The organism is Oceanobacillus arenosus (genome assembly GCF_003369575.1).
GTDB classification, from domain to species: Bacteria; Bacillota; Bacilli; order Bacillales; family Amphibacillaceae; genus Oceanobacillus; species Oceanobacillus arenosus.
The window spans coordinates 1-21,318 of the sequence record NZ_PIOC01000004.1 but is presented as its reverse complement, the minus strand read 5'-3'; the positions used below and the strand labels follow the sequence as shown (position 1 = coordinate 21,318).

Annotated in this window: 22 protein-coding genes and 1 pseudogene; 18 read left to right on the top strand and 5 right to left on the bottom strand. The window is 36.4% G+C overall.

Annotated features, from left to right (window positions below; all coding sequences use genetic code 11):
* Position 1 precedes the first annotated feature (1 nt).
* The 4 genes from CWR48_RS03690 (at position 2) to CWR48_RS03675 (ending at position 2,553) form a co-directional block, all read left to right on the top strand.
* Positions 2-571 (top strand): DNA-3-methyladenine glycosylase I, encoded by a 570-nt coding sequence (locus CWR48_RS03690; RefSeq protein ID WP_115771699.1) that lies wholly within the window; start codon positions 2-4, stop codon positions 569-571.
* A gap of 79 nt (positions 572-650) precedes the next feature.
* Complete coding sequence (locus CWR48_RS03685; RefSeq protein ID WP_115771698.1) at positions 651-1,220, top strand: DNA-3-methyladenine glycosylase I; 570 nt, start codon at positions 651-653, stop codon at positions 1,218-1,220.
* A gap of 318 nt (positions 1,221-1,538) precedes the next feature.
* Positions 1,539-1,835, top strand: coding sequence for an antibiotic biosynthesis monooxygenase family protein (locus CWR48_RS03680; RefSeq protein ID WP_115771697.1), 297 nt, complete (start codon positions 1,539-1,541; stop codon positions 1,833-1,835).
* Between the two features lie 154 nt (positions 1,836-1,989).
* A complete protein-coding gene (locus CWR48_RS03675) occupies positions 1,990-2,553 on the top strand; it encodes a cysteine hydrolase family protein (protein ID WP_115771696.1) in 564 nt (187 codons plus the stop codon).
* A gap of 52 nt (positions 2,554-2,605) precedes the next feature.
* On the opposite strand, the gene CWR48_RS03670 is transcribed toward CWR48_RS03675, so the two are convergent.
* The gene (locus CWR48_RS03670; protein ID WP_115771695.1) at positions 2,606-4,351 is read right to left on the bottom strand and encodes a methyl-accepting chemotaxis protein; all 1,746 of its coding nucleotides are present in this window, start codon (positions 4,349-4,351) and stop codon (positions 2,606-2,608) included.
* A 197-nt stretch (positions 4,352-4,548) separates the two neighbouring features.
* Here CWR48_RS03670 and CWR48_RS20975 point away from each other — a divergent pair, with 197 nt between their 5' ends.
* From CWR48_RS20975 to rsgA, 4 genes are all read left to right on the top strand, one after another.
* The gene (locus CWR48_RS20975; protein WP_278309192.1) at positions 4,549-4,671 is read left to right on the top strand and encodes an RAxF-45 family protein; all 123 of its coding nucleotides are present in this window, start codon (positions 4,549-4,551) and stop codon (positions 4,669-4,671) included.
* Between the two features lie 116 nt (positions 4,672-4,787).
* Positions 4,788-6,422 (top strand): ribosomal protection-like ABC-F family protein, encoded by a 1,635-nt coding sequence (gene abc-f, locus CWR48_RS03665; RefSeq protein ID WP_115771694.1) that lies wholly within the window; start codon positions 4,788-4,790, stop codon positions 6,420-6,422.
* Between the two features lie 48 nt (positions 6,423-6,470).
* Positions 6,471-7,295 carry an aldo/keto reductase gene (locus CWR48_RS03660; RefSeq protein WP_115771693.1) on the top strand — a complete coding sequence of 275 codons (825 nt, stop codon included), beginning with the start codon at positions 6,471-6,473 and terminating at the stop codon, positions 7,293-7,295.
* Between the two features lie 431 nt (positions 7,296-7,726).
* Positions 7,727-8,791, top strand: coding sequence for a ribosome small subunit-dependent GTPase A (rsgA, locus tag CWR48_RS03655; RefSeq protein WP_425453873.1), 1,065 nt, complete (start codon positions 7,727-7,729; stop codon positions 8,789-8,791).
* 91 nt (positions 8,792-8,882) lie between these two features.
* Here rsgA and CWR48_RS03650 read toward each other — a convergent pair whose 3' ends face one another.
* Positions 8,883-9,371 carry a pyridoxamine 5'-phosphate oxidase family protein gene (locus CWR48_RS03650; protein WP_115771691.1) on the bottom strand — a complete coding sequence of 163 codons (489 nt, stop codon included), beginning with the start codon at positions 9,369-9,371 and terminating at the stop codon, positions 8,883-8,885.
* A 265-nt stretch (positions 9,372-9,636) separates the two neighbouring features.
* Between CWR48_RS03650 and CWR48_RS03645 the strand changes: the two genes are divergently transcribed.
* Complete coding sequence (locus tag CWR48_RS03645; protein WP_115771690.1) at positions 9,637-10,353, top strand: ferredoxin reductase domain-containing protein; 717 nt, start codon at positions 9,637-9,639, stop codon at positions 10,351-10,353.
* A gap of 201 nt (positions 10,354-10,554) precedes the next feature.
* On the opposite strand, the gene CWR48_RS03640 is transcribed toward CWR48_RS03645, so the two are convergent.
* On the bottom strand, positions 10,555-11,094 hold the full coding sequence (locus CWR48_RS03640) for an HD domain-containing protein (protein ID WP_115771689.1): 540 nt from the start codon (positions 11,092-11,094) through the stop codon (positions 10,555-10,557).
* Positions 11,095-11,133: 39 nt separating this feature from the next.
* A pseudogene (locus CWR48_RS21150) lies at positions 11,134-11,262 on the bottom strand (TetR family transcriptional regulator); the annotation flags it as partial.
* Between the two features lie 123 nt (positions 11,263-11,385).
* Between CWR48_RS21150 and CWR48_RS03635 the strand changes: the two are divergent.
* The 8 genes from CWR48_RS03635 (at position 11,386) to CWR48_RS03600 (ending at position 19,290) form a co-directional block, all read left to right on the top strand.
* Positions 11,386-11,928 carry a 2TM domain-containing protein gene (locus CWR48_RS03635; protein ID WP_115771688.1) on the top strand — a complete coding sequence of 181 codons (543 nt, stop codon included), beginning with the start codon at positions 11,386-11,388 and terminating at the stop codon, positions 11,926-11,928.
* Positions 11,929-12,006: 78 nt separating this feature from the next.
* Positions 12,007-13,062, top strand: a complete 1,056-nt coding sequence (fni, locus tag CWR48_RS03630; protein WP_115771687.1) for a type 2 isopentenyl-diphosphate Delta-isomerase — start codon at positions 12,007-12,009, stop codon at positions 13,060-13,062.
* Between the two features lie 140 nt (positions 13,063-13,202).
* Complete coding sequence (locus CWR48_RS03625) at positions 13,203-13,925, top strand: DsbA family oxidoreductase (protein WP_115771686.1); 723 nt, start codon at positions 13,203-13,205, stop codon at positions 13,923-13,925.
* Between the two features lie 452 nt (positions 13,926-14,377).
* Positions 14,378-15,331, top strand: a complete 954-nt coding sequence (locus tag CWR48_RS03620) for an ABC transporter permease (RefSeq protein WP_115771685.1) — start codon at positions 14,378-14,380, stop codon at positions 15,329-15,331.
* Positions 15,321-16,271 (top strand): iron chelate uptake ABC transporter family permease subunit, encoded by a 951-nt coding sequence (locus tag CWR48_RS03615; RefSeq protein WP_115771684.1) that lies wholly within the window; start codon positions 15,321-15,323, stop codon positions 16,269-16,271. The genes CWR48_RS03620 and CWR48_RS03615 overlap by 11 nt, the downstream gene beginning before the upstream one ends.
* A complete protein-coding gene (locus tag CWR48_RS03610; protein WP_115771683.1) occupies positions 16,265-17,020 on the top strand; it encodes an iron ABC transporter ATP-binding protein in 756 nt (251 codons plus the stop codon). Before CWR48_RS03615 ends, CWR48_RS03610 begins: the two co-directional genes overlap by 7 nt.
* Before the next feature lie 335 nt (positions 17,021-17,355).
* Positions 17,356-18,342: a siderophore ABC transporter substrate-binding protein gene (locus tag CWR48_RS03605; RefSeq protein WP_115771682.1), complete on the top strand. Its 987-nt coding sequence runs from the start codon at positions 17,356-17,358 to the stop codon at positions 18,340-18,342.
* A 243-nt stretch (positions 18,343-18,585) separates the two neighbouring features.
* The gene (locus CWR48_RS03600) at positions 18,586-19,290 is read left to right on the top strand and encodes a SurA N-terminal domain-containing protein (RefSeq protein WP_115771779.1); all 705 of its coding nucleotides are present in this window, start codon (positions 18,586-18,588) and stop codon (positions 19,288-19,290) included.
* A gap of 159 nt (positions 19,291-19,449) precedes the next feature.
* On the opposite strand, the gene CWR48_RS03595 is transcribed toward CWR48_RS03600, so the two are convergent.
* Positions 19,450-20,679 carry a carboxylate--amine ligase gene (locus CWR48_RS03595; RefSeq protein ID WP_115771681.1) on the bottom strand — a complete coding sequence of 410 codons (1,230 nt, stop codon included), beginning with the start codon at positions 20,677-20,679 and terminating at the stop codon, positions 19,450-19,452.
* A gap of 363 nt (positions 20,680-21,042) precedes the next feature.
* Here CWR48_RS03595 and CWR48_RS03590 point away from each other — a divergent pair.
* A partial coding sequence (locus CWR48_RS03590) for a transposase (protein ID WP_147294860.1) occupies positions 21,043-21,318 on the top strand: 276 nt, incomplete at its 3' end.

Here is a 21,318-nt window from a genome sequence, read left to right as displayed (position 1 = left end):
GATGGAACAGAAACGATGTGCATGGGTTACAACAGACCCGATTTATTTGAACTATCATGATCATGAATGGGGTGTTCCCGTTCATGATGACCAGAAATTATTCGAAATGCTTACCCTCGAAGGAGCACAAGCTGGTTTAAGTTGGATCACGATACTTAAACGCAGGGAGAATTACCGACAAGCATTTGCTAATTTTGACCCAGAAATCATCAAGAGCTATGATGCGTCAAAAGTAGAGGAATTAAGGCAAAATGAAGGAATTATAAGAAACAAGCTGAAAATTAATTCCGTTATCACAAATGCAAAAGCATTCTTGAATGTACAAGCAGAATTCGGCACATTTGACGAATATATGTGGCAATTTGTTGGTGGCAAGCCAATTATCAATCATTGGGACGAAATTGGGCAGATTCCTGCGTCTACACCAGAGTCGGAGCGAATGAGTAAGGATTTAAAGAAACGCGGATTTAAATTTGTCGGCCCAACGATTTGCTATGCATTTATGCAAGCAATAGGAATGGTGAATGACCATACAAAGGATTGTTTTAAGTATTCTAAGCATATGGAATAAACAATGGGTCACCGGATAAATAATAGGGGGAAATAGAGCTCAATTGCTAAAAATGACATAGAATTGGATGGAAGCTAAGATGGAACAGAAACGATGTGCATGGGTTACAACAGATCCGATTTATTTGGATTATCATGACGAGGAATGGGGTGTTCCTCTTCATGACGATCAGAAACTATTCGAAATGCTTTCGCTTGGAGGAGCACAAGCAGGTTTAAGCTGGATTACAATCCTTAAACGCAGGGAGAATTACCGAGAAGCATTTGCTAACTTTGACCCAGAAATCATCAAGAACTATGATGCGTCAAAAGTAGAAGAATTAAGGCAAAATGAAGGAATTATAAGAAACAAGCTAAAAATCAATTCCGTTATCTCTAATGCAAAGGCATTCTTGAATGTACAAGCAGAATTCGGTACATTTGAAGCGTATATATGGCAGTTTGTTGAAAGCAAGCCAATTATCAATCATTGGGATGAAATTGGGCAGATTCCTGCGTCTACACCAGAGTCGGAGCGAATGAGTAAGGATTTAAAAAAACGCGGATTTAAATTTGTCGGACCGACAATTTGCTATGCATTTATGCAATCAATAGGAATGGTGAATGACCATACGATGGATTGTTTTAGGTACTCTAATCTTGTGGTATAAAAAATATAATCTTCGATATGCAGTTGGGAGAAATAGTTTCCCTTACAATCAACGAGTTCAATTATAGAAGAGAAGAGATTAAATAACATATCAAATTTAGGTGCAGATTATTTTATGATTTGTACCTATATTTTTATTTGGTTGTTAAGCTATAAGATTGCCAAAATAGTTCACTGTTCCTTTATTTAAGATTATTTCAGAAAATTTTATTTATTTTCTACTGGATAACTGCAATATTATGTTAAGATTCCATTATGTTGATATCAAACTAATTCAGTTAATCGTACATGCGAAGTCACTTGAAAAGGGGATAATGAAATGATTCTGGAAGCAGTTATGCTACAGGTTAAGGATGGGATGGAAGTTGAATATGAGGAAGCATTCCGTGGGGCATCAGAAATTATCTCTTCAATGAAAGGTTATATATCACACGAGTTACAACGCTGTATTGAATTGAAAGGGAAATATCTACTGTTAGTTAAATGGGAAACAGTAGAGGACCATACAGTTGGATTTAGACAATCAAAAGAGTACCAAGAATGGAAAAAGCAATTACACAAATTTTATGACCCATTTCCAAAAGTGGAACACTTTGAGCAGGTTCATATTTCATAAAAAGTTTCAATGCTATATTGATAAAGGAATCAAGATGGGTGAAGAAAGTTATTATGGTTGAAAGTAAAGAATGCTTAAGACTTCTTATACGACAAGAACGGATGCAATTGTTAAGCCAGCAGATAGTGAATCATAAGCGTAAAGGAGAATTATCTTGGATAATAAAAATAATGTATTAATAATAGTTGATGTGCAAAAAGCCTTTGATGATAAAAAATGGGGAGAAAGAAACAATTTAGCTGCAGAAAATAACATTAGTAGGATATTAACCATATGGAGGAAGAAAGGCTGGCAAGTAGTACATATTCAACACAAGTCTGATAATCTTAATTCTATATTTCATCCAAATCATGAGGGATTTACAATAAAAGAATTGGTTGCGCCTATTAAAGGTGAAGTAGTTATAACCAAGAAAGTTAATAGTAGTTTCATCGGTACAAATTTAGAAGAGTATCTGAAAGCGAATGGTTTAACAACAGTAGTTATAACTGGATTGACAACTCCCCATTGTGTATCTACAACTACTAGAATGAGTGGGAATCTAGGTTTTAATACATATCTTATTTCAGATGCGACAGCAGCGTTTGGTATGAAAGATCAAAATAATAACTATTATGATGCCGAGACCATACATAATATATCTTTAGCTACTTTAAATGAAGAGTTTGCGACTATACTTACAACAGAACAATTAGTGAATTTTTTACGAGAAAAGTAAAGCATAGCATAACGAAACGCTCAGAGATTCTGAGCGTTTCGTTACTATAAATCTAAAGTCTAAATAATTTTATTGCATAGGTTAATTGCTCTGCAAGATCTGCTAATTCGTCTGCATTATGTGATACTTCTTCCATCGAACTAGCAGATTGCTGCGTGGAAGCTGCAACCTGTTCCACTCCAGCAGCTGATTCCTCTGAAACAGAAGCGATATCTTCAATTACCTTGTTCATATCACTGCTTGTAGTTGTAATTTCATTTAGATTATTTGATATGGCATCAATTTTTACTGCCATATTAGAGACCGCGACATTAATGGATGCAAAACTTTTTCCTGTTGCTTCAATTTGGGTTGTTCCCTCTTGTGCCTCACGATAGCCAACATTTAATGTATCAACCACTTGAACGGTTTCCTTTTGAATAGAAGTAACGATTTTTTTAATACCTTCTACTGATGAGGCTACTTGGTCTGCAAGCTTTCTAACCTCATCGGCAACAACTGCAAAGCCTTTCCCATGCTCTCCAGCCCTTGCAGCTTCAATCGCAGCATTTAATGATAGTAAATTGGTTTGGTCTGCAATATCACGAATGACAATGACTAGCTTCGAAATCTCTGCAGATTGCTTATCTAAATGTTTTACCTTTCCAACAGCCTCTGAAACGATTGTATCGATTTGTTTCATCTGTGATACTGATTTATTCATCAGCGATGTGCCATTGCTTGTTAAAGATAAAATATCGGTTGAACTTGCTGCGATTTCGTGACCGCTTTGTTCGGATAATATTACACGTTGTACAAAGTCAGACATATTTTCTGCTAAATCTGATGCACCATTTGCCTGTGTTTCTGAACCAGTAGATAGTTCCTCCATTGTCCTAGCAATCTGGATATTTCCTTCTTTTACTTCTTTTGCCGATTGGGTTAAGCTTTCACTTCTCGTAGAAACGGAATTTGCTACATCTGCAATATTACTTAAAATATTTTTAAGACTATCCTTCATTTGATTCATCGTAGCAGCTAATTGGCCAATTTCATCCTTACCTTTATAGTTAATGGATTCGACTTGCAAATTCCCATCTGCTACTTCTTTAGTTAATTTCACTACGCTTGATAGTCCAGCTGCAATATTCCGGCTAACAAACAGCATTAATGCTGTACCAATTACGACTACAGTAAAAATAGCAACAAATAAAATGAAAATGCTGCTGTTGATATTATCGGTAGAAGTTTTCACTAGCTGACCCTGTTCCTGTTTAACATTATCTGTTAATTGTGCTACCTGATCTAAAATTTGATTTCGATAATTCGATGAGTAACTTCTTAGGGATGTCGCATATAAAACTAAACCATCTTCAACTGAGGGTACCATTTTATTAAGAAAGGTATCCTTTATTCCATTAATACTTTCTTGTATCGTACTGAAAGCTTCCTTCTGTTCCTTTGTAGTCAGATCTGGTGTCATATCAGCCATAATTGTATTGATTTCTTCAGTGTATTCATTGTATGTATCAATATATTGAGCATCCTGTGTTAATAAATACTCGGCAATTTGGAAGTCCTGCAGCTGGATGAGTGAAGACAGCTGTGTCATGTCATTTACCCAAATATTTTGCTTTTCTATTGCCTTAATATTGCTTTCTGATTTATTTAATTGTAAAAAGACGATAAAGCTGGCGACAATAATGAGGGCAACTGTTGTAAAAAATGCAGTTAAATACTTGCTGCCGATTTTAATGTCTTTCCATGTAAATCTATTTATTTTCATTTTATTCTTTTGTTTCTTTTGCCTCTTCTTCATATCTTTCCCTTCCCCCCTATAACGATTGAAATCTATTTATCTAAAAATAATACAAAATAAACCTTTATTTTATATCGTCATAAAATTAGAATTGTTAAGCCTGATTTAAGTATTTTTTCCCATTATAAAATAACTATTGACTTCATAGTTATATTTATCATAAGATTTAAATATATATTTATAAGGAGGTGGGTTAGATGGAATTTGCTGGTAGTGGTGTAGTGAAACTTAGAGAGTACCTCTGTATTCGCTATGCTATTTTTGCTGCATTTTTGTTCAACGGGATAAGTCTGTCCTTTTTCAGAACAATAGAGCAGTAAAAATACCAGTAAGAGACATCTGCCTGCGATCGGTAAAAAAGACGTTAGGGGGTTCTTCCTGACGTCTTTTTTGTATGCATAGAACAGTGTCTCTTCTTATATCGGAGGAAGAGAAAATGATAATTTGCAGTTTAAATAATGTTACTCAAACATACGGAGCAAATACAATATTCAGTGAAATGACATGTGAAATTAAACATGGAAGCAGGATTGGATTAATTGGCAGAAATGGTGAGGGGAAGACGACATTATTACATTTAATTGCTAGAAAAACAGAACCTGCATCCGGAACGATTACTTGGAAAAAAGGACTGACAGTTGGGCTGTTAGAACAGAATTCGGAAATTAATGGGGAAACAAAGTCTGTGACACTTCTGTATAATGTCTTTTCTGAATTAAATAAATTACGAGCTAAGATGATGGAATTTGAAGAAAAAATGGGTAATGAAACAGATCCAGATCGATTAACCCGTTATATTGAAAAATATGGAGAATTACAGGAGAAGTTCCAAGAAGATGGCGGCTATGAAGTGGATGCACTGGTGAGAAGAATTATGACTGGTCTACAGATTGAGGAATTAGCGAATAAGGAATGGAGAACCTTGAGCGGTGGCGAAAGAACGAAGATTGGATTAGCTAGGCTGCTGCTTTCCGCACCTGATTTATTATTACTTGATGAACCAACAAATCATTTGGATTTTCTGGCAATTGAGTGGCTGACTGCGTTTATCAAGCAGTACGCTGGAACCGTTATTATCGTATCGCATGATCGATATTTTTTGGATGAAACAGTGACGTCGATTCTGGAAATCGACCAAGGAGAATTAATCACCTATCAGACAAATTACTCAAACTATGTAACCGAGCGGGAAACGCGGTTGCTGCAGGAATTTCAGCATTACCAGGATCAGCAAAAGAAAATAAAGAAAATGAAAGAAACAATTAAGCGATTGAAAGAATGGGCAAATCAGGCAAATCCACCAAATGATGGGCTACATCGTCGGGCGAAAAGCATGGAAAAAGCACTTGAGAGAATCGAAGTGCTGAAGCGACCAATATTAGAACAGAAAAGGATCAACCTTGATTTTCAGATTAACAGTCGAAGTGGCAAGGATGTTGTTATATTCGAGGATGTTTGTAAGCAATTTGCAGATAAAAAGCTTTTTGATTTGGTAAACATGCATGTCCGCTTCCAGGAAAGAATAGCGATTATTGGCGAAAATGGTACCGGCAAGTCAAGCATGTTAAACATTATTTTAGGAAAAGAGCATGTGGATAGCGGGACTGTTAAAATAGGCAGCAACTTATCGATTGGATTTCTTTCCCAGCATGTATTAGAGCTTGATAGCGAGCAAACAATTTTAGAAGAGTTCCGTGATCATGTGCATGTTGCAGAAGGGGAAGCCAGAGCAATACTAGCCAAATTCCTTTTCTATGGAAAAACAGTGTTCCAAAAAGTGAAAGACTTAAGCGGCGGAGAGAAAATGCGCTTAAGGTTAGCTGAACTAGTTCATCAAAATCATAACCTCTTAATCTTAGATGAGCCAACAAACCATCTGGATATTGAGTCGAAGGAAGTATTAGAGGAGGCACTAGATTTATTTGACGGAACGATAATCGCTGTTTCACATGACCGATATTTCTTGGACCGACTATTTCCAATCACGTATTTACTGGCAAATCAAACACTAACCAAATACGAAGGGAACTTCACGTTTGCCAGAAGCAAGTGGAGAGAGTCGCAATTTTGAAAGAATATGGTAAACTAAAATTAATACGGTTAGAGAGGATGCGATAATATGCAAACTATTACACTAAACAATGGTCTAGAGATGCCACAATTAGGATTTGGTGTCTGGCAAGTACCCGATGAAGAAGCAACAGCAGCAGTAGAAAAGGCATTTGAATCTGGCTATCGTTCCATCGATACAGCAAAGGTTTACGGAAATGAAGCTGGCGTTGGCAGAGCAATTGCGAATAGCAATATTCCAAGAGAAGAGCTTTTTATTACGACAAAGGTATGGAATAGTGACCATGGCTATGAAAATACATTGAAAGCATTTGATGCAAGTTTAGAAAGACTTGGACTGGACTATGTAGATTTATATCTCATCCACTGGCCAACCCCTAAATTTGATGAATATGTGGAAACGTATAAAGCACTGGAAAAGCTATACAAAGATGGGCGTGTAAAGGCAATTGGTGTTTGTAACTTTGCTACCCCGCATCTGGAGCGTATTTTAGATGAATGTGAAGTCGTTCCAGCAATTAACCAAGTAGAATGTCACCCATACTTACAGCAAAAAGAATTGAAGGAATTCTGTCAAAAACACGGAATTTTAGTGGAAGCATACAGCCCATTAATGAATGGAAGAGATGTATTAGAAGACGAGGTTGTAAAACAATTAGCTGAAACATATGGCAAGACACCTGCACAAGTCATTCTTCGCTGGCATTTGCAAACAGGCGTTGTTGTCATTCCGAAATCTGTCACACCTTCAAGAATCGAGGAGAATATCGATGTGTTTGGCTTCGAGCTAAGTGAAGCAGACATGGAGAAACTCGCAACACTTGATCGCAATATCCGTATAAATAAAGCACCGAATGAAAATAATAATCGATAATTAATAGGGAATCAGATGTGTAAATATGCACATCTGATTTTTTTATGGCCATTTTCTATGTTATTAATGGCTGTAAGAGTGGAAAATTCTATAGAAAGGGATTGCTATTTATATATACCCACACCGTCCCAGCGAAGAAAATACACGAAGACTCCAGCTCCCCTAAGGTGCGCGTAGTGTATTTTCGCAGCGGCTGGCCAGAAAGTAATAGTCATCCTAGCTTATGCAGCATATATTAACCTTTAAATAAAATAATTCGCACAATTACCTTGTTTTGTAGTAAACTATTAGAAAATATGGTTCATCCATTTGGAAAGGTGTGATGTAGTATGATTGAAACTCAAATTTTAACAATCGAGTTCAAATACACTAGCAGAAAAATGGAGGAACAGTCGGTATAGATGACTTTACCTCCACTAAACAGGAGGAAAATAAAATTGAATAATCTTATTAAGCTTGGTTGGGAAAGCCCAAATACAGTAATAAACACGGAGTTTATTGCCCGTGTGATCACCGTACAGAAAAATAGCTATCGTATTTCTGATGGAGAAATGGAATATTTAGCGCATCTGAGCGGTAAGTTTCTAAATGAAGCAGCCTCGGCACTTGATTTTCCGGCGGTTGGAGACTGGGTAGAGGTGCAAAAGCTAGCGGATGAACAGAAGGCCGTTATTAAGCAGGTACTTCCGCGAAAAAGTCAGTTTGTCAGACAGGCTGCAGGACTAAGAACAGAGGCGCAAATCGTCGCAACGAATATTGATACGATATTTATTGTCAATTCACTAAACCATGATTTGAATATGAGACGAATCGAACGCTATTTGCTAGCGGCATACGAAAGTGGTGCATCGCCTGTTATCGTTCTTACAAAGAAGGATGAATGCTCTCAAGAAGAAATTGAGACTGCGATTGCTGAAGCAGAGTCCGTTGCAATTGGAATTCCAATTATAGCAGTAAGCAGTGTAACGAAAGACGGTATGGAGGAGTTACTGGAGCTCCTGCCGGCTGGTCGGACAGCTGCATTGCTCGGATCTTCGGGTGTAGGGAAGTCAACCTTAGTGAATACATTGCTTGAAAAAGAGGTGCAAGATACGAAAGGTATTCGTGAATCTGACAGTAAAGGTCGCCATACGACGACACATCGAGAAATGTTCATGCTGCCAAACGGAGCGCTCATGATTGATACACCAGGAATGAGGGAGCTGCAATTATGGGAAGGTGAGTCAGCAATTGATGCGACTTTCCAGGATGTAGAAGGCTTAGCAGAAAACTGTCGTTTCACTGATTGCAACCATGAGTCAGAGCCAGGTTGTGCTGTTAGAGAAGCTTTAGAAAATGGGGAGTTAACGGAAAGGCGCTTTCAAAACTATTTAAAGATTCAACGTGAACTCGCATATGAGAAAAGAAAGCAGGATCAAAAGGCACAGCAGGAAGAAAGAAACAAATGGAAGCAGGTTTCTAAGGATTTGAAAAGTAAGTATAAGAGGCGAGTTTAACAATTTAGAGAAAAAAGCAATTAGTAACTAATTAACATAACTTAGCCTAACAACAATGGATTGTCCTATTACCGGACAATCCATTGTTGTGTTATTTATCTAATTTAATCGTTTCATTTACATCTGTTGATTCTGAACTTTGCCCTGTTATGCTTTTATAAAGAAAGGCGACTTTTTTTGTGAAATTACCGGTTTCCCAATATTCTGCTGCTTCTGCTTTTACCTTTATCAACACAATGTTAGGATCATCATAATTGGTTCTCATTATTTTCTCATACATTTTGCTCCATAATTCCTTTTTCTTGCCAATATCCTCAACGATTTCTGCTCTTCCACGAACGGAAACATAGGATTTTCCAGCATAAGTAACATTTACTTCTTGATCATGTAAAATTTCTTTATATTTATTAGTTTCTTTTTTAGTGAAAAACCATAAGTCACCATCAAACTCTACTTCTTGTGTTTTCATAGGGCGTGAAATAAGCCCCTCTTCCGTTAATGTGGTCAACATGGCAGTGTCTACGTCTTTGATTAACTCTCTTAATGTTTCCATTTCCTCATCTTTGATCGTGTTAGACATTCCTATCACCTCATTTATGTTTATAGAAGTATACTACCCTTTACACTAATTTTTAATCAATCAGGTATGGCGGATTACAAAATGAAATCTAACAAAATGAAACCAAAAATCGGAATTTGGTAAAAGAATAAGGATGCAAGGATACAATATAAATTTAAGACACATAAATTATCTGAAAAAATCAATACGTTTAATTGAGAATTGTTATCACTTGATGTATAATACGTAGTAACGAGACATATCATCTGAGTGAGGAGAAGATATAATGCAAATATACTGGACTAAAATAAATAAGATTATTGAAGAAACGCCTGAGGTTAAAACGTACCTACTCGACTGTCCGGAAGAATTTACATGGGAAGAAGGTTCCCATGTCCACTTTGCACTGGAAGGTTTTAATGCTGGAGATAAACCAAATAAAAGTCTAGTTCGTCATATGTCAATCGCCACTTTACCGCGCGAAAATTCAATTGGTATCACAACACGCATCAGAGAGCAGTGCTCGGAGTTTAAAACGATTTTAAGAGAACTTGAAGTCGGCAGTGAAGTTGCAATATTTAAAACCCATTCGAATGTACCGCTTAAAAGAGAAGACAAAAATGTTTACCTGCTGTCATCAGGTGTTGGCTTGGCAACTTTCAGACCGCTTGTACTTGATTATTTCGAACGTGCTGACAACGTCAATCAAATACATTCCCTGAACATTGATTCATCAAAAAATTTCTTATTCACTAATATTTTTGAATCCGCACCTGACAAGAAGTTCACATCACAGTTCGTCGATAACCGTAAAGACTACTATGAAGAAGTGAAAAATCTTGGCTTCGACAAGGATGGACTCTTCTATGTTGTCGGCAGCGATGAGTTCCTCGTGCAAAACATTGAAGTACTGCGTGAGCAGGGCATAAAGCCAGAACAGATTATGCTCGACAAGCATGAACAACAAAGACCTGAGTTTTTATCATTTGATTTATCAATTTAAGCGAGACAAAGAGAGGCTTGGTTAAACCACAGTTTTCAAATAAAAAGAATCCATTTTTATTATAACGGATTCTTTTTATTTGCCCTAAAATGAGCTTTTACAGGGTACTTTGTTCGAACTTTATTTCCAAAGCAACATGGACGTTGTTGCTAAACGGGAACTTGCGCTTTTGTGCTTGCAATGTAGATTGTTATATTTTATCTATTCAAATACCCGCTTTACAGCAGCTTCATATTCACTAAAATATTCAGGGATATCCTCCTCATCTAACCCAGCATACATACTTCTCACAATTGATTCGTTATACCATTTCTGCATGTCTGGCCCAGCATTGAAGTTATTCCACACGGTATCTCCCTGTTTTTTAAGATCTTGTTCGAGACCAAGCAGATTATCGAGTTTATCGGAAACAATTAAATATTTTATTTCCTTTTCAGCATTTTTAACCGTATCAATTGTATGCTGTTTACGCTCCTTCCAAGATTTCGATTTATCTTCCGTGTGAGCGGCAACGAGCTCCGCTACTTCCTTTCCAAATTCCCTTACAATATCCTCAATTTCAACTGGTGTATCTTCCACTACATCATGGAGATAGCCAGCACAGATTAATGCTTCATTAAATCCAAATTTCTGTAAGCGTTCGGCAACTCGAATTGGATGGGTGATATAAGGAATATCAGAATTTTTTCTCACTTGGCCTTCGTGTGCCTTTGTTGCAAATGCTTTTGCTTTCTCTATCATAAATTTCCTCCTTTATTTAGTAGTTAAGAAAGGATAAGATAATTTCAATTGTGATATGAAGTAATGTCGCAGAGCTCCAACAAAAAGCCCCGCTTCTTTAGCGATGATTCGTGCAGAGGCACGTTCAAATCCATCTGGAATGATGATCTTTCATGTTGCTTCAGCGATTTGGACTTTTCTTTATTCATGGTTAATTATTTTAGGCATACTCTTAGTATAACATGGCTGTATTATATAAAAATATTATGCTACATTATCTTTAGAGAGAATCCATTGCGAAGGGGAAATGAAATGGTCGGTTATATGATTATCGCTTGTGAAATCTTGTTTTGGATATTTGTAATAGCTGGTCTAGTCGCAAGGTATATTTTTAAAAAGAAGAAACTTGGGGCATTATTATTGATTTGTACACCACTTGTAGATTTACTCCTATTAATTGTAACTGTAATTGATTTGAAAAACGGGGCGATTGCGACAACAGCACATGGGATAGCAGCAGTTTACATTGGGGTTAGTATTGCATTTGGCCACAGGATGATTAAATGGGCAGACGAACATTTTGCGGCTAGATTTGCAAACGGTGAGAAGCCGGTGAAGGGAAAGAAATATGGGAAAAAATATGCGAAGTCTGAACGTTCAGGCTGGTATCGGCACTTACTGGCATGGTGTATTGGCAGTGCTTTATTAGTAGCAATCATTTTCTTTATCAATAATCAAGAGCAGACGGAAGCGTTATACGGTACACTTCGTCTATGGTCGATTGTCTTGGCTGCTGATTTTCTTATTAGTTTCAGTTATACAATTTTCCCCAAGAAGGATCCACGGTCAAATTAATTCGATTTCCTTTTATTTTGATTGGGAAACAAGTACACTATTAAATGTGGATTATTTTAGTAAAGCGAGGTACCTTATATGGAAAAGGGAATCAATCAAAGGAAAACGGAGCATATTCGTCTCTGTTTAACAGGAAAAGTTGAAGGTGTAAATAAATCAACGGGTCTTGAAGGGATCCATTTTATACATAATGCATTACCAGAGATTAATTTTGATGACATTGAAATTAAAACTAGCTTTTTAGATAGAGTGTTAAGGGCTCCTTTTTTAGTAAGCTCAATGACAGGCGGATCTGATTTAGCGGTTACGATCAATCAAAACCTAGCAATTGCTGCTGAAGCGAAGGGTTGGGCACTTGCGATTGGTTCGACACGGGCATTTCTTGAGAGTGATGCATACAAAGAATCTTTCTTGATTCGTGAGCAAGCACCAAATACGCCACTAATTGTAAACCTTGGTGCTGTCCAACTAAACTATGGTTATGGTGCAGAAGAGTGTCAGCGAATTATTGATAAAACAAGTGCAGATTCGATTGTGCTTCACTTGAATAGCCTACAGGAAGTTGTTCAAGATGGTGGCGATTTAAACTTTGAAAATCTACTACCAAAAATTGAACAAGTTTGTAAGACACTTGAAGTACCAGTAGGTGTGAAAGAGGTTGGATTTGGTATTGATGGTACCGTTGCAGAAAAATTATATAATGCTGGAATTTCCTATATTGATGTTGCAGGTGCAGGTGGGACATCTTGGAGTCAGGTTGAAAAGCTACGTTCAAGAAATCCATTAAGAAAAGCGGCGGCAGAGGCGTTTAATAATTGGGGAATTCCGACGAAGGATTGTCTTGTATCTGTCAGAAGTAAATTACCCGAAGTACCATTAGTTGCCAGTGGTGGAATGAAGAACGGCGTTGAAGCGGCCAAGGCAATAACGATTGGTGCGGACATGATTGGCTTTGCACGTCATTTACTGAAAGCTGCTACAGAATCAGCAGAATCAGTTATTGAAACAATGGAGCAAATTGAATTAGAATTGAAAATGACAATGTTCGGGATTGGTGTGAAAAACCTCGAGGAATTAAAGAATACAAATCGAGTAAGTATCATGGGTCAGTCTTTATTGGATGAAAACAGCTAAAGCAAACTGCTTTAGCTGTTTTTTAGCATGATTACCGTATAGTATCATATGATAAACGCAAGAGTAATGATGTAAGCACATAATTTTCACCGAGAGAATTGCTGTGCTACAATAGCATTTAGAAAAGGAGTGTGTGACATATGAAAATCGAAGTATGGTCTGATTTTGTTTGTCCATTTTGTTATATTGGAAAACGCAGATTAGAAAATGCGATGAAACAGTTTGAACATAGAGATGACATAAAAGTTGAATATAAAAGCTATCAGCTTGACCCAACGGCAAGACATATTCCAGGGAAGGATTTTTATGAAACTTTCTCCGAATTAAAAGGGATTCCACTGGAACAGGTGAAGGTGATGAATAACCAAGTTGGTCAGCAGGCGGCAGGTGAAGGGTTAACCTATAATTTCGATACAATGCAGTATGCGAATACGTTTGATGCCCACCGCGTTGCAAAATATGCAGCGAAGCAAGGGAAGGGTAAGGAAATAACCGAGCGATTCTTGCATGCTTACTTTACAGAGTCTAGATTAATGAGTGATCATGAAACATTAATCGAACTAGCTGTTGAGGTTGGCTTAGATAAAGAAGAAGTAGCGGAAATTCTTCAATCAAATGATTATACGAAGGCAGTTGAGAATGACATTACGGTAGCACATCAAATCGGTGTGCAAGGTGTGCCATTCTTCGTATTCAATGAAAAATATGCTGTGTCAGGTGCACAACCTGCTGAGGTATTCTCTGAAGTACTTGAAAAAGTATGGGAAGAAGAAAATAAAGTGCAAGTATTGCAATCGTTGAACCCAAAGAAATCAGAGACTTCTTATTGTACAGATGAGGGCTGCGACGTAAAAGAGTCTTAAGAACAGGGAAACTAACTTGTTGTGATATATTGCAACAGGTTAGTTTTTTTTAGTGCCAAGAAAATATAAAATATTACTCATGGCTGAAACAGCCACGTCCAACTCCAGTGCTCGTGCTCCTAGCGAGACTTTCCTCTTCTTTGTAATCTATGTCAACCGATTACGAGCATACCAATCCTAAAAGATATGAAACATGGTTTATAATCTAAGTATTGTAAGCGGATCAAATTATAGATTATAATCGCTTATTTGTATTGACGATACTTAGATTTCTGATATACTATAAATAAGAAATCTAATTGATAATGAATATCATTATTATTTAGACACATTAAAAAATAAGAATTATTATTACTTTATTATACGTATAAATAAATATAGTGGATGGAGTAAGACTAATCATAATGTCGCAATATATCGGCAGGATTGGTTTTTGAAAAGAAGGGCAGTCTATGAAGATATGGTATTTAGTATTAACACTTATTGTTCTTTCTGTAGCATCTGTTTTTATCGGGGTTTCTGATGTTACGATAATCGATTTATTTAGCTTAACAGAGGAACAAACACAGATTTTAATGGTTAGTAGATTGCCAAGGTTAATTAGCATCATCATTGCTGGAATGAGTATGAGTATTGTTGGCTTAATTATGCAACAGCTGAGTAGAAACCGTTTCGTTTCTCCAACAACTGCAGGAACAATGGATGCAGCGAGACTTGGAGTACTGATCTCTTTGATGATTTTTACATCTGCTACACCCTTACAAAAAATGTCAGTTTCATTTATCTTTGCACTTATAGGTACGGTTATCTTTATGAAGATATTAGAAAAGATAAAGTTTAAGGATGCTGTATTCATTCCACTGGTTGGATTAATGTTTGGGAATATTATTACTTCTATCTCTACGTTTATCGCATATCAGAATGATCTTATTCAGAATATGTCTTCCTTTATGCAAGGTGACTTCTCAATGATCATGAGTGGAAATTATGAATTAATGTTTGTCAGTATCCCGGTTCTAATTATCGCCTATCTATATGCAAATAAGTTTACGATTGCGGGTATGGGTGAAGATTTCTCGAAAAATCTAGGATTAAATTACCGACGCGTCGTAAATATTGGCTTGATTATTAGTGCACTTGTTACAGCATCCGTTATACTTTCGGTTGGTGTTATCCCATTCTTAGGGTTAATCGTACCGAATATTGTAACCATCTATTTAGGTGATAACTTGAAGAAAACATTAATACATACAGCATTGTTAGGTGCAGTATTTGTACTTGTTTGCGATATTATCGGCAGAATTATCATTTATCCTTATGAAATTCCAATCAGTTTAACCGTTGGGGTAATAGGTAGTGCAATCTTTATCTATCTATTAGTAAGGAGAAGAAAGTATGGCATATAAGAAGAAAATAATCATTTTAGCTGGTATTGCGTTACTACTAGCATTGTTATACATCTTCTATGATCTAAGTGGAAACATTAGCTATATATTACCTAGAAGAATTACAAAGGTAGTTACCATTATTTTAACTGGTGGTGCAATCGCCTTTGCAACAACAGTGTTTATGACGGTTACAAATAACCGAATCTTAACACCGAGTATATTAGGACTTGATTCCCTTTATTTATTGATTCAAACCGTAATCGTCTTTGTGTTTGGATCACATACACTTGCGATGATGAGTGGCAATACAAACTTTCTTATTTCTGTCGGATTAATGATATTGTTTACATTGATTCTTTATCATTTTTTATTTAAAGGTGAGAATAAGAGTATCTACTTCTTATTATTAATCGGTATGATTCTAGGGACGTTTTTTAATAGCTTCGCATCGTTTATGCAAGTCTTGATCGACCCTAATGAATTTTCGATTGTGCAAGATAAGATGTTTGCGAGTGTTAATAATGTGAATTCCGATCTTGTCGGTGTCTCGATCATCTTAATTATAATTACACTGATTTTCTTTATCCCGTATTACAAATATTTAGATGTCATGGCGTTGGGCAAGGATCAGGCAATTAATTTAGGTGTACCATATGATAAAATCGTCAAGCGGCTATTGATCATTGTTGCAGTACTGATTTCCATTTCAACCGCATTAATTGGGCCAATTACATTTTTAGGATTACTCGTTGTAAATTTGGCATATGAACTGATGAAGACATATCGGCATGCCTATATATTACTTGCTGCTGTTTTAATAAGTATAATCGCATTACTTGGTGGACAATTTATCGTGGAAAAGATTTTCACGTTCAGTACGACGGTAAGTGTTATTATTAACCTTATTGGTGGAATTTACTTTATATTTCTTTTATTAAAGGAGAATAAATCATGGTAAATATAAAAAATGTATTTAAATCATATCAAAGTAAACCTGTTATTGAGGATGTTTCTCTGGAAATTGAAAGAGGAACAATCACGTCGTTTATTGGGCCGAATGGTGCTGGGAAAAGTACGTTAATTTCTATGATTAGTCGCCTAATTGTAAGAGACCAAGGGGAAATTTCAATCGATGGACAGGATATACTTAGTGTAAAAAATAATGAACTTGCTAAGAAAATTTCAATACTAAAACAATCAAATCAAATTAATTTAAAATTAACGGTTCGTGAACTAGTTTCATTTGGCCGTTTTCCATATTCTCAGGGAAGATTATCAAAGGAAGATGTAGCTAAGATTGAGGAAGCAATTGATTATATGGAGCTGCGCGATATGCAAGATAAATACTTAGATGAACTAAGTGGCGGTCAGCGTCAGCGAGCACATATTGCGATGGTTATGGCGCAGGATACGGAATATATTCTACTAGATGAACCACTAAATAACTTAGATATGCGACATTCCGTATCCATTATGAAGACACTGCGAAAATTAGTGGATGAAATGGGTAAAACCATTGTTATCGTTATTCATGATATCAATTTCGCATCTTGCTATTCAGATAACATTGTTGCACTAAAGGATGGCAAGATTGTCAAACAAGGTCGAACATGTGATGTGATTGATAAATGTGTATTAAAGGAAATCTATGACATGGACATTGAAATCAAAGAAATTGATAATCAACGTATTTGTGTTTATTTCTAATAACGGTTGATGGATGAAGAAAATGGATAGAAGGGGAGTATTCACTTCCTAAAAGTAAGAAAAAATCCCCTTATAATGGAAGCTCATAAAATGAACCAATCCACTATAAAGGAACCCTCAATTCTTATCATACCTTATCTTTGAGATTAGGTAAATGGATTTGTCTCATACTATGACTTTATAAGGGATACATGTCTTGAGCGCTCGACATGTATACGTTCTTAATATATCAGCTCATTTGCTGTGAAGGAATGATTTTCTCCAAGCGATTCATAAGTATTCATGCATTAATAGTTATTGTTAATAATAAATTTCATTCAAAAGGGAGAAAAAAGATGAAGAAACTAGGACTGTTACTTATAACAGCTTTATTGCTATTTATTATTGCCGCCTGTGGTGCTAAAGAGGAAGGCGAGCAAGATACTAGTACAGGAAATGAAACACCAAATACAGAAGAAAATTCAGATACAGAGGAAGCGTCAGGTACGATAACAGTGAAACATGAGTCTGGTGAAACACCGGTACCAGTAAATCCAGAAAATGTTGTTGTTTTTGACTTTGGTATTTTAGATACGCTTGATAAACTAGGAATTGACGTTGCAGGTGTTGCCCAAGCGGGTACAATACCGTCTTATTTAGAAAAGTATGCAGGTGAAGAATATACAAATATCGGAAGTCTTAAAGAACCAGATCTTGAAGCAATTTCAGGAGTTGAGCCTGGATTAATTATCATCTCTGGTCGTCAGGCAGAAATGTATGATGAGCTTAGCAAAATTGCACCAACAATTAACCTTGGTGTAGATAATACAAGGTACATGGAATCATTTAAAGAAAATATGGCTATAATCGGCGAAATTTTTGATAAACAAGCAGAAATTGATGCAGAAATTGCAACTATCGAAGAATCAATTGCAACTGTAAATGAGAAAGCTACAGCTTCTGGAGAAAAAGGGCTTATTATTTTAGCGAATGATGATAAGATAAGTGCATACGGTGCGAATTCACGATTTGGGATCATCCATGATGTTCTTGGGGTAGCACAATCTGATGAGAACATTGAAGCATCCACACATGGAATGAACGTTACGTTTGAATATGTTGTAGAACAAGATCCGGATATTCTCTATGTTGTTGACCGTGCAGCAGCTGTTGGTGGCGAAACATCTGCATCACAGCTTGTTGAAAATGAATTAGTTAAGAATACAAAAGCATTTAAAAATGACAAAATTGTTTATCTGAATCCTGAATACTGGTACCTGTCTGGTGGTGGAGTCGTTTCAGTGGCACAGATGATTATGGATATTGATGAGAGCTTGAATTAACATAGTGGATTAACAGGTAGCCTTAAGGTTGCCTGTTATTTTTTTGCTTTCGAGAGAAAAATATGCTGATATAAGTTGAATTTTTGCTGATATCGATAATCGACCCACTGATATTCGACAAAGACTTAATATAAATATGCTCGCGTAACATACACCGAAGCATCTTTTCCGATACTAAACTTGAAATGTGGTGTTCATTTATGTTTGAATAAGAGAAGAATGATGAAAAGAGGGAAATTTTTAATGAAGAAATTTATTACATTAGCGCTTATGCTATGTATCACATTATTTATGGCAGCATGTAGTGATAAGTCTGCTGACAAAAATACACCAGAAGATGCAACATCGGAACAACAGCAAAAGGAACTAACATTTGAAGATAAAGAACGGATTGTTGAAGATACTCCAGTGGTTTCTGTTAACGGAAAGGAAATTAACGGTAACCAATATAATTCAGTGTATACCCGCGTGAAGACGATGCTATATCAATATGGACAGGACGTTTCTGACTTGGATGCGATTAAGAAACAAACAATCTCGTTGCTAGTCGATGAAGAGTTGATCAGACAGGATGCAGCTGACAAGGAAATTTCTGTTACAGAAGAGGAAGCACAAAAAGAACTGGATGCAATTAAGGAAGAAACTGGTGAAGAACAATATAATAAATTACTAGAACAGTATCAAATGACAGAGGAAGAATTTAGGGATCAATTATTAAATGATTTAATTACCGTTCAATACATGGAAGATCAATTTGACATTGAAGTAACAGATAAGGAAATCCAAGAGTATTATGACATGCTAAAAGAACAGGATGAAAAAGTGGGGGAGCTAGCGGAATTAGAGGAAAGAATCGAATCTGTGCTCTATAGTCAGAAGCAAAGTGAACAGTTGCAAGTAAAGGTTGAAGCGTTACGTGAAAAGGCTGAAGTGGAAACATTGATATAGATTTTAGAAAAGCATCGTCCAGATATGAGTGGACGATGCTTTTCTTTCTCTAGAATAGCAAAGTATAAAATTTTTCATGACAAGGTAGGCCACGTCCAGCGCCTAGCGAGACTTCCCTCGCTCCGTACACAGCTCAAACGGGCGCTCCTGCTTTTGATATTATAATGGTGGATACTTTTTAAATTTCCGATAGAAATTAAAGGTTGATACAATTACATATAATAATCGTTTTAAGTTTTTTTCAACTGAAAAATAGAACATTGGATTTTTTACGCGTTTTTCTTTATATAATGTATTTACTCGGTCCCGTAATTGCGTATCCTTTAAATGCTTCATAAGCAATCCCTTAGGAAGGATTGTATAAATCATTTCCTTTTCTGCTACGGTATAGGAAAGGGGCTGATTTTCAAGGAAATCCTTTATATAATATTCAACTGGATTATGTCCTCCAGTTGTTACATAATAATTACTTCGACCGAGACGTGGGTTCAATTCAAAGAATTTATATTTTCCGTCACGCGAATCATATTTTAAATCAAAATTCGCAAATCCAATATATCCAACCTGCTTCACAATCCTTGTTGCTTGTTCAACGGCTTCGTCATTACGGAGTGTGCGGATTGTAACGGGATTGCCAATTCCACCCGGTGTATGGTCCTCAAGCAATGTTTGTCCAAAGGAAGCGAGTTTCACCTCTCCATCTTGCGCGATGTAAAGTGTAAGAATATGCATCGCTGTGTCATCACCAGGAATGAATTCTTGAACAATCAATTCATCAAGATAGCCAGCGTTTCTTATTAGCGTGATAATCTGGTCAAGCTCTTGTCGATCATGTGCAGTGAATACCTTCTTTTTACCGGGGAACTTTAAATTTTCATAGGATACCCTACTTGTAGGCTTGATAACTACTGGAAATGTAAATGGTAATTCAGGATCGAGTGAATGATTACCATCAAATGCGATATATTTTGGATAATCGACGTCTAAACCATCACATAGTTCATAGAATTTAGCTTTATCAATGACCGTATGTAGGCTTTCTCTATCCGTATAAGGGACAATCCAGTTTCCGTTCAGCTTATCTCTTAAATCTACGACCATCTCCACATGCCAATCATCACTACCGATGATTATCTTCGGTGTATCTGGATAGGTCTGGGCAATTTTATTTAAGCAGGCAAGTAATGCATCGGATTCCTCCATATTAGGCTCCAACACAGGAACGATGATTGCGGAATGTTTAATCGGACCAATCAGCTGTCGGGAAACACTGAGCGTCTTCACTCCATATGCCTCATGAAAAGAACGTGCAGTACTATATACACCAATACTTGCACCTAATATTACGGGTATAAATGTTTGCTTTGATAAATTTGTATCTTGTTCCATATAATCTCCTTTCTTAGCAGATTTGAAAGAATAGTAGCTTTCTCACTGCATAAGCGAAGTGCAACTAAAGCTGTCGTCTAATTGTTTATTCTCAATCGATTATTTACGACACATTACATTTTAGACCAAATTCAGTGAAATGTGAAACCATACCTAATATGGTTAAAGGAAAAAAGACTTCCGCTTGTAATCGTAATTCTAGCATATAATGAAAAAAATCAGTACTAGAACCAATTGCCCCAATACTGACTTCTATGCCAATTTTCGACAAAACTCGGGAAGTGACAGTGATTAGCCCCCTTATAATGGACAATAAGATATAATAAAAACACGTCATAACGGACTTTATAGGGGGAATATTTGATGGATAAAAATTATAGAAAGGCACATAAAAGTGTCGACTTTAAATTAAAAGTGGTTCAAGATATCTTAGAGAATCATCGAAGTGTGGCTCAAGTAGCTGATGAGATTGGTGTGCACCGAGAAACTGTTAATAATTGGCGTAACGCATATCTTTTAAACGGTAAAGAGGGATTAATGAATCCGCGTTCCGTCAGCCAAACTAAAAAAGCCAAAGAAAGCAAAGAAATTATAGAATTAAAAAAGAAGCTAAAAGAAAAAGAGTTGGAGAATGAGATT

Bases quoted from the DNA above. Each gene is read 5' to 3' on its own strand.
- CWR48_RS03690 (WP_115771699.1), top strand. From the start codon at position 2: ATGGAACAGAAACGATGTGCATGGGTTACAACAGACCCGATTTATTTG.
- CWR48_RS03685 (WP_115771698.1), top strand. From the start codon at position 651: ATGGAACAGAAACGATGTGCATGGGTTACAACAGATCCGATTTATTTG.
- CWR48_RS03680 (WP_115771697.1), top strand. From the start codon at position 1,539: ATGATTCTGGAAGCAGTTATGCTACAGGTTAAGGATGGGATGGAAGTT.
- CWR48_RS03670 (WP_115771695.1), bottom strand. From the start codon at position 4,351: ATGAAGAAGAGGCAAAAGAAACAAAAGAATAAAATGAAAATAAATAGA.
- CWR48_RS20975 (WP_278309192.1), top strand. From the start codon at position 4,549: ATGGAATTTGCTGGTAGTGGTGTAGTGAAACTTAGAGAGTACCTCTGT.
- abc-f (WP_115771694.1), top strand. From the start codon at position 4,788: ATGATAATTTGCAGTTTAAATAATGTTACTCAAACATACGGAGCAAAT.
- CWR48_RS03660 (WP_115771693.1), top strand. From the start codon at position 6,471: ATGCAAACTATTACACTAAACAATGGTCTAGAGATGCCACAATTAGGA.
- CWR48_RS03650 (WP_115771691.1), bottom strand. From the start codon at position 9,371: ATGTCTAACACGATCAAAGATGAGGAAATGGAAACATTAAGAGAGTTA.
- CWR48_RS03645 (WP_115771690.1), top strand. From the start codon at position 9,637: ATGCAAATATACTGGACTAAAATAAATAAGATTATTGAAGAAACGCCT.
- CWR48_RS03640 (WP_115771689.1), bottom strand. From the start codon at position 11,094: ATGATAGAGAAAGCAAAAGCATTTGCAACAAAGGCACACGAAGGCCAA.
- CWR48_RS03635 (WP_115771688.1), top strand. From the start codon at position 11,386: ATGGTCGGTTATATGATTATCGCTTGTGAAATCTTGTTTTGGATATTT.
- fni (WP_115771687.1), top strand. From the start codon at position 12,007: ATGGAAAAGGGAATCAATCAAAGGAAAACGGAGCATATTCGTCTCTGT.
- CWR48_RS03625 (WP_115771686.1), top strand. From the start codon at position 13,203: ATGAAAATCGAAGTATGGTCTGATTTTGTTTGTCCATTTTGTTATATT.
- CWR48_RS03620 (WP_115771685.1), top strand. From the start codon at position 14,378: ATGAAGATATGGTATTTAGTATTAACACTTATTGTTCTTTCTGTAGCA.
- CWR48_RS03615 (WP_115771684.1), top strand. From the start codon at position 15,321: ATGGCATATAAGAAGAAAATAATCATTTTAGCTGGTATTGCGTTACTA.
- CWR48_RS03610 (WP_115771683.1), top strand. From the start codon at position 16,265: ATGGTAAATATAAAAAATGTATTTAAATCATATCAAAGTAAACCTGTT.
- CWR48_RS03605 (WP_115771682.1), top strand. From the start codon at position 17,356: ATGAAGAAACTAGGACTGTTACTTATAACAGCTTTATTGCTATTTATT.
- CWR48_RS03600 (WP_115771779.1), top strand. From the start codon at position 18,586: ATGAAGAAATTTATTACATTAGCGCTTATGCTATGTATCACATTATTT.
- CWR48_RS03595 (WP_115771681.1), bottom strand. From the start codon at position 20,679: ATGGAACAAGATACAAATTTATCAAAGCAAACATTTATACCCGTAATA.